We start from the raw sequence: 11,206 nt of genomic DNA on the forward strand, positions 1-11,206 counted from the left end.
GGTAGGCCTCCCGGCCGTCCTCACGCAGTGGCAGCAGTTCACGAATTGCCGGTTCGTCCACCTGGATGATGGCGATTCCGGCAGCTTCGAGATCCGCGATTTCGTCTCGAATGACAAGTGCCAGTTGCTCTGCCGTTTCGTAGAGCGGCTGATCCTGGCGAACGAACGAACGGGCGATCATGGTGACCGGACCCGTCAGCATGCCCTTGACCGGCTTGTCGGTCAGCGACTGCGCGTACGCAATCCACTCGACCGTCATCGGCTTCGGACGTGCGATGTCGCCGTAGAGGATCGGCGGACGCGTGCAACGAGATCCGTAGGCCTGAACCCAACCGTTGTGCGTGAAGGCATAGCCCTCGAGCAGTTCGGCGAAGTACTGGACCATGTCGTTGCGCTCGTGCTCGCCGTGCACGAAAACATCGAGACCGATGTCCTCTTGCAGACGGATTGTGCGCTCGATCTCTTCCTGGATGCGCTTGTAGTAGTCGTCCCACTCCAAACGCCCCTGGCCGAGTTCGTAACGAGCCTGGCGAATCGCGTCGGTCTGCGGGAACGAACCCAGTGTCTGGGCCGGCACCAAGGGCAGATTCAACCGTTCCTGCTGAGCCTTACGACGCTCCTCGTACGGTGCACGCACACGATCTTCGGGCTTGATCGCGTTCACCCGAGCACGGACAGCGTGCTTGAGCTTGAAGTGCACCTTCGTCGGACGCTTACGCCACTTGTCCGAAGGACCTTCGGTGAGCGCCTTCGCCAGTGAGACGACTTCGCCGACCTTCTGCTTCGCAAAAGCCAGACGGTCTGCGACGTCTCCCGGAATGTCGTACTCGGAGAGCACGTCGTACGGCACGTGCAGCAGCGACGACGACGTGGAGACGACGAGGTCAGGCACAACGTCTTTGAGTTCGTTCAGGTACGTCAAGGTGTTGAACCGGTCGACGCGCCAGACGTTGCGACCGTCGACGACGCCCGCGTAGATGCGCTTGCGCTTGATGTTCGGCACCGCGGCCAGTTCCTCGGCCGTGATCTTGCCGTGCACCAGGTCCAGTCCGAAGGCTTCGATCTTGGTGGGCGCCAAGATGTTGAGGGCTTCGCCGAACTTGCCGTACGGACCCGTCACCAACAGGCGCGGGCGCAGCGGGGCCGTCGAAAGCTTCTCGTACGCACGTCCCAGAGCGGCTAGCTCCTCGGGGGTGCGGTCCTCGGTGACCGAAGGCTCGTCCAACTGAACACAGGTCGCACCGGCCTTGGCGAGCTGCTCGAAGAGCTTCTCGTACTCGGGCAGGAGCGCGTCCAACAGGTCGAGCGGGGTGAAGTTCGGATCGGACTTCTCGGTGGCAGGTCCGACCTTCGAAAGCAGAAGCAGCGAGACGGGCCCCATGATGACGGGGCGCAATTCGATGCCGCGCGCCTTCGCACGTTCGAACTCGTCGAGAAGTGCATCCGAGTTGAGCGAGAACACTGTGTTCGCGTCGATCTCGGGCTGACGGTAGTAGTAGTTCGTACCGAAGAAGCGCACCAGCTCGAGAGGCGGGAAGTCCGGGCGGCCGCGGGCCATCGTGAAGTAGAAATCGAGCGGCTCGAGGGCGCCCTCGAGCGGCTTGAACCGCTCCGGCACTGCGCCGAAGAGCAGCGCATTGTCGAGCACGTGATCGTAGAAGGAGAAGGTGTTGCCGGGAACCTGGCTCAATCCCGTCGCAGCCAATTCGCTCCAGGTCGATTCCTGGAGTTCCTTGGCGACCGCGAGAAGTGCGTCCTTGTCCGAAGTGCCGTGCCAGTAGGACTCGAGGGCGCGCTTGAGCTCACGGCGCGGCCCGATGCGCGGATACCCCAGGACGCTGGAGCCGAATGCTGCAGTGCTGCTGGACATGCGGTCGACCTTTCTAACCGAGGGGCGCGAGCGCCCTGTGCGCCTTTGTGGTAGCCGGAACTACCAGAAAGGCGCACAGGGGCGTTGGGCCTTAGCTTGCCTGCTTGGTGGAGCGACCGTTGTCGGCGTACTCGTAGAAGCCCGCGCCGGACTTCTTGCCGGTCAAGCCGGCTTCGACCATACGCAGGAGCAGCGGCGGAGCGGAGTACAGCGGCTCCTTGAACTCTTCGTACATGGAGTCGGCGATGGACTTGACGGTGTCGAGTCCGACCAGGTCCGTCAGAGCCAGCGGACCCATGGGGTGCGCGAGGCCGAGAACCGTCGCCTTGTCGATGTCTTCCTTGGTCGCGAAGCCCGACTCGACCATGCGGATCGCCGAGAGCAGGTACGGCACCAGGAGTGCGTTGACGACGAAGCCGGAGCGGTCGGCACTGCGGACGACCTGCTTGCCGAGGATGTCGCTGGCAAAAGCCTCGGCGCGCTGCGAGACGGAGGCACTGGTCTTGAGCGTCGTCACCAATTCGACGAGCGGCAGAACCGGAACCGGGTTGAAGAAGTGCATGCCGATGACTCGCTCGGGACGCTTGGTCGAGATGCCGAGCTTCATGATCGGGATCGACGACGTGTTGGACGCGAGAACCGCATCCGGGTCCGTCACGACCGCGTCGAGCTCGGCGAAGATTTCGCTCTTGATCTTCTCGTCTTCGACGACGGCCTCCACGACGAGCTGGCGGTCCGCGAAATCTCCCAGATCGGAGGTGAAACGCAGACGCCATGCGGCCTGCTCACGCTCACGTTCTGTGATCTTTCCGCTGCTCACGCCGCGGTCGAGCGAACGCAGGATGCGTGAACGCCCGGCTGCTGCAAGCTCGCGAGTCTGCTCGAAGACCAGAACATCGACATGTGCGCGGGCGCACACCTCGGCGATTCCGGCACCCATGATTCCGGCGCCGATAACGCCGACGCGCTGAATTTTTTCGCTGGTCACGTCAGCTCCTTGTTTGTCTCGTGGAGTTTGTCTGGTGAAGGTGTTGCAAAACAAGCACTTCGAACTGCGTCGACGCTGGTGGCCGACGCAATCGGAACTGCCTTGAAGACGAGAGAAAGTAGTGCGGTGATACAAGCAGGGGAGAGACCCGAAGCCGAGCCTCTCCCCCACCCGAAGTCAGTTCTTAGTGGAACTGTCCCTCTTCGGTGGAGCCCTTGAGAGCTGCCGTCGAGGTGTTGGGGTCAACGGTGGTGGCGATGGTGTCGAAGTAGCCGGCGCCAACCTCACGCTGGTGCTTGATGGCGGTGAAGCCACGCTCTTCGGCAGCCTTGAACTCGCGCTCCTGCAGGTCGACGAATGCCGTCATGCCTTCGCGGGCGTAGCCGTAGGCAAGGTCGAACATGCCGTAGTTGAGCGAGTGGAAGCCGGCCAGCGTGATGAACTGGAACTTGAAGCCCATTGCGCCGAGCTCCTTCTGGAACTTCGCGATGGTCGCGTCGTCCAGGTGCGCCTTCCAGTTGAAGGAAGGGGAGCAGTTGTAGGCCAGGAGCTGGTCCGGGAATTCGCTGCGAACGGACTCGGCGAACTTCTTTGCAACCTCGAGATCCGGCACGCCGGTCTCCATCCAGATGAGGTCTGCGTACGGTGCGTAAGCCTTGGCGCGAGCGATGCAGGGCTCGATGCCGTTCTTGACGCCGTAGAAGCCTTCAGCCGTGCGGGTTCCGTCGAGGAACGGGCGGTCACGCTCGTCTACGTCGGAGGTGATGAGGGTTGCGGCCTCAGCGTCGGTGCGGGCGATGATGACGGACGGAACGTCCGCGACGTCGGAAGCCAGGCGAGCCGAGGTCAGGGTGCGGATGTGCTGCTGCGTGGGGATGAGCACCTTGCCGCCGAGGTGGCCGCACTTCTTCTCCGAAGCGAGCTGATCCTCCCAGTGGACACCGGCAGCGCCGGCGCCGATCATGGCCTTCTGCAGCTCGTAAGCGTTGAGAGCGCCACCGAAGCCGGCTTCGGCGTCGGCAACGATCGGAGCGAGCCAGTTGCTGACGGAGGTGTCACCCTCGGTCTTGGCGATCTCGTCGGCGCGCAGCAGTGCGTTGTTGATGCGACGGACGACGGTCGGAACCGAGTTGGCCGGGTAGAGGCTCTGGTCCGGGTACGTGTGGCCCGAGAGGTTAGCGTCGCCGGCAACCTGCCAACCGGAGAGGTAGATGGCCTTCAGGCCGGCGCGAACCTGCTGCACAGCCATGTTGCCGGTAAGTGCACCGAGGGAGTTGATGTAGTCCTCGTTGTTCACGAGATCCCACAGGATCTCGGATCCGCGACGAGCGAGGGTCTGCTCCTCGACGACGGTGCCCTGGAGCTTGACGACCTGATCGGCCGTGTAGTTACGAGTAACGCCCTTCCAGCGAGGGTTGGTGTCCCAATCCTGCTGGAGCTCAGCTGCGGTCTTCGGGGTGCCGGTGGTCGACATCAAGACTCCATCTCTTTGATCTGCTGGTCCGGCCTGTTGTGAGCAGTACGTGCGTACTACTTCACATACTTGCCAGGCCCTTCTTGTGTACTTACCGAGGATGGCACATCGAAAAAGTGCCGTCTACCTGTTGCTAATGCCAATCTTCGCTACCTTTTCAACACACTTTGCTAAGTCTGTGAAGATTCCTACGCGACTGGTACTACCCAATCGGACAGGTTCCGTACTGGCGAGTAGGAAAGAAACCGCAGGCTGTGAACGAAATGCACTCAACTCCGCCGCTTGCGAATTCCGGCAGTTCGCATGGAACTCGGAACAGGCCCTTCCGCTACTTCGGAGCCAACTTCGCTACCTGCGAGTGACCGCAATCACTCCTCGGCACCAGCCTTCGCTAGGACAATTCCGGGATCTACCCCTGGGAAAGCCGGAGACAACCCGTTCGCCGGCCATATGCTGTCGAACCATGACTTGTCGTTCGACGCCCCCGACCGGGCGATAAAGCGGTGCCGGACAACTATCAGCGGCCACCGAACAACCAGGCATGGTCGCAATCCGGTCCACAGCCGCCGCAGTTGGGCTACCGAGCCGCGCCGCAGTCGTATCCCCCGCCCCAGGGATTCCCGCCTGCACCGCCACGTGGAAATCCGCCGCCGCGTCGGGCCGGCTGGGTGATTCCGGTATCCGTAATCGGAGTCATCACTGTGTTGGCTCTCTTCGGCGGGCTTGCCTGGGTCCTCTGGCCGAAGGACGTCCCCAACTCGGCCGCCGGTGGCGCCGCCCACACCACCATCGGCGCCGCGAACACACCCGGCACCACGACAACCGCTCCCAGCACGACATCCCCGACGACCACACGCGCCGCGAACTTTCCGGCCGGTGCGTCCGCCTGCCCCGGCGGGCAGCCGGCCGGAAGTTACAAGGAGTCCGCGACAAGTGGGGGCAAAACTTCATGTGAGTTTGCCGAGGCGGTTCGGATCGCCTACGGGAACTCCGGTGCAATCGGTGCATCCAGCACCGTGTCCGCACGTAGTCCGGTGACCGGCAAGGAGTACACGATGGCATGCAAGGTGACCTCCGGCATCGTCACCTGTACCGGCGGAGACAACGCGGTTGTGTACTTGCGCTGACGGGCGCAATTGCGGCATCGGCAACCCGGTGCGTGTCGTTCCAGTGTCGCACTTACGGATCCTCCGATAGCGTGACCGCATGCCTCTGTACGAGTTTCGCTGTACCGGCTGCGGCCCGCTCGAGCGGTCGTTCGCGATGGCCGAAGTGCCCCAGTCGATTACTTGCCCCCAGTGCAGTCTCGAGTCCAAGCGGGTGGTCTCGTCTCCCCGGTTGAGTCACGCGTCGTCGGCCGCGATGGGTCTACTGGACAGCACTGCTCGATCGGCTCACGAGCCTGCCGTGGTCAGTGGGTCGCTACCCGGCCGCGGCCGGCAATCTGCCCCAACGACGTCCAATCCGTTGCACCGCAAGCTACCTCGCCCCTGAGCGTCCTCACCGCGCGCCCTCGCCGTGAGTCCCGATCCGACACGAAAGTCCTGCCGCCACGAGTTTTCCGTTTCTTCGAGAATGAGGAGTGCATATGCCTGAACTGCTGTTTCCACTCGATTCCGCCAAGAAATTCACCGACCAGGCAATCGTCGGCCACAATCGGTGGCACCCGGACATCCCGGCGGCGGTGACGGTGAAACCCGGTGATGCGTTTCGTGTCCATTGCCGCGAATGGTTCGACGGCGCAATACACAACGACGACTCGGCCGACGACATTCTCAATGCACCACTGACCACGGTCCACACGCTGTCCGGCCCCTTTGCCGTCGAAGGCGCGAAGCCCGGCGACCTCTTGATCGTCGACATCTTGGATATCGGGCCTATCCCCCAAGAAGATTCGGGTCCGTTGGCCGGCCAAGGCTGGGGGTACACGGGCATCTTCCCTCGGAACAACGGCGGTGGCTTCCTCACCGAACAGTTCCCCGATGCGTACAAAGCCGTCTGGGATTTCTCCGGCCAAACGGCGACGTCGCGTCACATTCCGCACGTCTCGTTCACGGGCATCGTCCACCCGGGACTCATGGGCACGGCTCCGTCGGCAGCCTTGCTCGCCAAGTGGAATGCCCGCGAGGGCGCCCTCATTGCCACCGATCCCAATCGGGTTCCCCCGCTTGCACTTCCGCCCGAGCCCCGCGATGCAGTACTGGGAACCTTGACCGGTGACGAGTACACACGCGTGGCCGGCGAGGCGGCTCGTACCGCTCCCCCGCGTGAGAACGGCGGAAACCAGGACATCAAGAACCTCACCAAGGGCAGCCGAATCTTCTATCCGGTATTCGTGGACGGTGCGAATCTGTCGGTCGGCGATCTTCACTTCTCCCAGGGCGACGGTGAGATCACTTTCTGCGGTGCCATCGAGATGGGCGGCTTCATCGATCTTCGTGTGGACATCATCAAGGGCGGAATGGATACCTACGGTGTTTCCGAGAACGCCATCTTCATGCCGGGCAACACGGATCCGCAGTATTCCGAGTGGCTTGCGTTCTCGGGCACTTCCGTCACGTTGGACGGCGAACAGAAGTACCTGGATTCACATCTGTCCTACCAGCGTGCGTGCCTGCATGCGATCGAGTATCTGACCAAGTTCGGGTACGCGCCAGAGCAGGCGTACCTGCTACTCGGCGCGGCGCCGATCGAGGGCCGCCTGTCGGGTGTCGTGGATATCCCCAACTCGTGTTCGACGGTCTATCTCCCGACTGCGATCTTCGACTTCCCCCTTGCACCCTCGTCGAGCGGGCCGTTCCAGATCGATCCCGGAATCGGCGCCCCGCGTTCGGAGAACAGGGTCTAGGCCTCCGGCCCCGTGAGTGGTTAGGGAGTGCCGAGGCTCCTCAACCACTCACGGGGGCGGAGCCCCTGTGCGAAGACTGCGAACCCACCTTTGCGAAGCCGGACTGTCACTCGTATCCTGGGAAAATGTCGAAAACCTTTGTCGGTGTCCGGCTCCGCCAACTGCGGACCGAGCGCGGGTTGAGTCAGGCTTCGCTGGCCAAGACGCTCGAGATCTCGGCAAGCTATCTCAATCAGATCGAGCACGACGTCCGGCCACTCACCGTGCCGGTGCTCCTGCGAATCAGTGAAGTCTTCGGTGTCGACACCACCTTCTTCTCCCCGCAGGACGACACACGCCTGATCGCGGAAATGCGTGAAGTTGCCCTCGATCAAGAGATGGGTATCGACGCCGACGCCCACGAAATCGCGGAGATGGTCTCCACCCACCCGGGCCTGGCCAAGGCGATGGTGAACATGCATCGCCGCTTCCGGAACACGACGGCGCAGCTCGCCGCAGCCACGGAGGACCGTTTCTCCGACGGCAGCGGCAGCGGTTCGATCACCATGCCGCACGAGGAAGTGCGCGACTACTTCTATCAGCGACAGAACTACATCCACGATCTCGACACCGCGGCCGAAGAACTCACTGCCCGGATGCGCTTTCACCGTGGCGACGTCGCCGGCGAGATCGCCAGACGCCTCGAGTCCGTCCATGACGTGCAGATCGTTCGACGAGTCGACTTGGGCGAGAACATACTTCATCGCTACGACCCGGACACCAGGGTCCTGGAAATTTCCGCACGACTCTCCGGCGGGCAACAGGTCTTCAAGTTCGCGACAGAACTCGCATACCTCGAGCATGGCGACCTGCTCGACTCGTTGGTGGCCGAGGGCAACTTCACCAGCGAAGCGTCGGTTTCCCTTGCGAAGCTTGGTTTGGCCAACTATTTCGCCGCGGCCACCGTGCTGCCCTACAGCCAGTTTCACGAGGTTGCCGAGGACTTCCGGTACGACATCGAGCGTATGTCCGCCTTCTATTCCGCGAGCTACGAGACGATCTGCCACCGCCTCTCGACCCTGCAGCGCCCCAAACTTCGCGGGGTTCCGTTCATGTTCGTGCGTGTCGATCGTGCCGGAAACATGTCGAAGCGTCAGTCCGCCACCGGATTCCACTTCTCCACCAGCGGCGGTACGTGTCCGCTGTGGAACGTCTACGAGACGTTCTCGTATCCGGGCAAGATCATGCCTCAGATCGCACAGATGCCCGACGGCCGCCGATACCTATGGGTTGCTCGCACGGTCGAACGTCGAGCGGCTCGATACGGACAGCCCGCAAAGATCTTCGCCATCGGATTGGGATGCGAGATTCGACACGCCCACCGACTCGTCTACAGCGACGGTCTGGATCTGGACGAGTCGAATCCGGGAACGCCGATCGGCTCGGGCTGCCGTGTCTGCGAACGCCTCAATTGTCCGCAGCGTGCCTTCCCTCCGTTGGGTAAAGACCTCGACATCAGCGAGCACCGGAGTTCGATTTCGCCGTACGTGATTCGCTGACCGCGCTAACGCACGTGGTCGCGTAGGAACGCGACTGTGCGATCGAACGCGATCACCCCGTCGACGGTGTCGAGGTCGAACTGATATTCGTGGTCGAGTGCAGGCTCGTGATCGTCCGGGTAGAACAGTGCATCGACCTCGACGCCCAGATCGGCGAGCCGTTCTGCCATGGGTTTCGACTGGCTGGCGGTCAGTGGGTCGACATTTCCGCCGGTGATGAACGTCGCTGGAAAGTCCGAGGTCACATGACCCAGTGTCGACATCTGACGCACTGCAGTCGACCCGTCGAAGTCCCTCGTTCCGAGGTACCCCCACAGCGATTGCTTGTCGACGCCCCAACCGAAGTACTTCCCCTGTGACAGCAGCGGTTTCAGATCGAAGACCCCACAGTCGAGGACAACTCCGCGTATCTGCTCGGGACGTAATGCCGGCTCCACACCCATTTCCGACGCGTAGTCAGGGCTGGTCATGACGGTCGCCATCTGACTGGACAACTGCGCGCCTGCCGAATCTCCGGCAAGAAAGAGGTTGTTCGAATCGACATGCAACCTGTCCGCATGGCTCACGATAAATCGATACGCGTCGTTAAGCTGATTCACTGCGGTGGGGTAATACGCGTCCGGCCCCAGTGAATAGTCCACCGAAATCACAGTGAAACCTTGATTTGCCAACAGTTTGTAGTAACCGTCGGCATCAGTTCTCGACCCTGATATCCAGCCACCGCCGTGCACCCAGACCACCGTGGGTAGCGCCGAAGTGGACTCCGACGGGTAGTACACGTCGAGTTGTGCATCGTCGTCGCCTTCGCGGTACGACTGATCGAGAATCGAGACGATTCCTGACGGTGCATGCCTGTCGAGTTGTGCGTGAGTCGATTCGGAGCCACCCGCCGACATCCACCGTACGAGGAGAACTCCTGGCCACGGACTGACGAGTGCCGCGGTTACCCCGGACAGCAGAATGACGACGAATACCGCCGCGGTTCCGACAATGCGCCTTCGCCGTCTGTCGGGGGAAGACGCGCGCACAACAACTCCTGGGGTCGGATCGGATTCACCCAGGCTAGACCAAAAGGACTAGTTGAGAATTCCCTGGCAACGCACCCGCGGAGCTTTGTCCACAATGACCATTTTCGCAGTGGTTCACCACAATCCGACATTTAGCCGGTATGAGCCTCGAGAAACTGAACCGTGCGATCGAGCGCAGTGAGACCGTCGGCATTGTCCAGATCGAACTGATACTCGTGCCCGAGCGCCGGAACGTGATCGGCCGGATAGAACAGTGTGTCGACCGCAACTCCCAACCCGGTCAATTTGTCAGCCATCGGTTTCGACTGAGAATCCGTCAACGGATCGGCGTTGCCGCCGCTGATGTAGGCAGGCGGAAATCGATCGGTGACGTAGTTCAAGGTCGACATCTGATCCGCTGCGTCGGTACTCATGAAGTCACGCACGCCGGTATACGCCCAGAGGGACCGATCAACTCCCCAACCGATGATGCCGGGTCCGCCGACCATGTTCCCGACGTCGTAGATTCCACAGTTCAGGATTACTCCACGTAACTGATCCGGCCGCAGCGACGGGACCACGCCCACACGGTTCGCATAGGCGGGATCAGTGATGAGAGTGGCGAGCTGACTCGAGAGTTGCGCTCCCGCAGAATCACCGGCCAGAACGACCGTCGTCGGATCAACATGCAGCCGTTCCGCATTCGCGACGACGTACGCGTGAGCGTCGTTGAGCTGCCGCACTGCCGTCGGATAGTAGTGCTCGGGTCCGAGTGAGTAGTCCAGGGACACAACGGTGTAGCCACGCGAGGCCAGCAACTCGTAGTACGGCGCGTAGTTGGACTTGCTTCCCGAGATCCAGGCACCGCCATGAGTCCAGATCACCGTAGGCAATTCGGTCGTCGTCGCTGCGGGAAAGTAGACATCCAGGTATGCGTCGTCGTCATCGGCGCGGTACTGCTGGTCCTTGATCGAGTCGACGCCTTCGGGCGCGTGCTTCTCGAGCGCCTCGGTGACTTTCACCGCATCACGATCGAAGACCCATCGCACGGTGAGTGCGCCAGGTCTCGGGCTCAGAACGAAGGCCAGAACCACGGCTCCGACGAGAACGAACACAATTGCCAGAGCCCACAGCAAGCGCCTGCGCCACCGATGCGGTGAAGGGTTCGTCATCGGGTTTCCTTCACTCTCGGCACAATGTCCGGATCAGCGTAACGCGAAGCCGGTACCGCCAAGTGCGATCAGCCGAGTTCAGCGATCCGCCTCTGCGCGAGTGCCTTGACTTCACCCTTGGCTACTTTGCCGCCTGCCGCCATCGGCAATTCGGCGACCGTCATCACATACTCGGGTATGTACTCGCGGGTCACTCCTCGGCTCTGCAGCCAGGCGGTCAGATCCTCCGAACTCAGATCGTCATCGGCGGACACGACGACCGCACAGACCTTCTCACCGAACAGCGGATCGTCGACCCCGACCACGGCG

At 61.9% G+C, this 11,206-nt stretch carries 10 protein-coding genes; 4 read left to right on the plus strand and 6 right to left on the minus strand.

Annotation, left to right across the window (positions count from 1 at the left end):
- The 3 genes from metE to aceA all read right to left on the minus strand — a co-directional run.
- A partial coding sequence (metE, locus tag A2J01_RS27815; protein ID WP_064114017.1) for a 5-methyltetrahydropteroyltriglutamate--homocysteine S-methyltransferase occupies positions 1 to 1,870 on the minus strand: 1,870 nt, incomplete at its 3' end.
- A gap of 91 nt (positions 1,871 to 1,961) precedes the next feature.
- Entirely contained in the window at positions 1,962 to 2,858 is an 897-nt protein-coding gene (locus tag A2J01_RS27820; protein WP_003941541.1) for a 3-hydroxybutyryl-CoA dehydrogenase, read from the minus strand.
- Positions 2,859 to 3,042: 184 nt separating this feature from the next.
- Positions 3,043 to 4,332, minus strand: a complete 1,290-nt coding sequence (gene aceA, locus A2J01_RS27825; RefSeq protein ID WP_003941533.1) for an isocitrate lyase — start codon at positions 4,330 to 4,332, stop codon at positions 3,043 to 3,045.
- A gap of 503 nt (positions 4,333 to 4,835) precedes the next feature.
- Between aceA and A2J01_RS27830 the strand changes: the two genes are divergently transcribed.
- From A2J01_RS27830 to ramB, 4 genes are all read left to right on the plus strand, one after another.
- Positions 4,836 to 5,459: a serine/threonine protein kinase gene (locus tag A2J01_RS27830; RefSeq protein ID WP_231915945.1), complete on the plus strand. Its 624-nt coding sequence runs from the start codon at positions 4,836 to 4,838 to the stop codon at positions 5,457 to 5,459.
- Between the two features lie 79 nt (positions 5,460 to 5,538).
- Positions 5,539 to 5,826 (plus strand): FmdB family zinc ribbon protein, encoded by a 288-nt coding sequence (locus A2J01_RS35480; RefSeq protein WP_037129638.1) that lies wholly within the window; start codon positions 5,539 to 5,541, stop codon positions 5,824 to 5,826.
- 94 nt (positions 5,827 to 5,920) lie between these two features.
- Positions 5,921 to 7,180, plus strand: coding sequence for a formamidase (fmdA, locus tag A2J01_RS27835; protein WP_042923284.1), 1,260 nt, complete (start codon positions 5,921 to 5,923; stop codon positions 7,178 to 7,180).
- Between the two features lie 125 nt (positions 7,181 to 7,305).
- Entirely contained in the window at positions 7,306 to 8,718 is a 1,413-nt protein-coding gene (gene ramB / locus A2J01_RS27840; protein ID WP_003941547.1) for an acetate metabolism transcriptional regulator RamB, read from the plus strand.
- A 5-nt stretch (positions 8,719 to 8,723) separates the two neighbouring features.
- On the opposite strand, the gene A2J01_RS27845 is transcribed toward ramB, so the two are convergent.
- The 3 genes from A2J01_RS27845 to A2J01_RS27855 form a co-directional block, all read right to left on the minus strand.
- The gene (locus tag A2J01_RS27845) at positions 8,724 to 9,746 is read right to left on the minus strand and encodes an alpha/beta hydrolase (protein WP_064114018.1); all 1,023 of its coding nucleotides are present in this window, start codon (positions 9,744 to 9,746) and stop codon (positions 8,724 to 8,726) included.
- A gap of 131 nt (positions 9,747 to 9,877) precedes the next feature.
- On the minus strand, positions 9,878 to 10,897 hold the full coding sequence (locus A2J01_RS27850) for an alpha/beta hydrolase (RefSeq protein WP_064114019.1): 1,020 nt from the start codon (positions 10,895 to 10,897) through the stop codon (positions 9,878 to 9,880).
- A gap of 68 nt (positions 10,898 to 10,965) precedes the next feature.
- Positions 10,966 to 11,206 (minus strand): AMP-binding enzyme (locus tag A2J01_RS27855; protein ID WP_442971582.1); only part of this gene is annotated, 241 nt, incomplete at its 5' end.

The organism is Rhodococcus sp. EPR-134, assembly GCF_001647205.1.
Taxonomy (GTDB): Bacteria; Actinomycetota; Actinomycetes; order Mycobacteriales; family Mycobacteriaceae; genus Rhodococcus_F; species Rhodococcus_F qingshengii.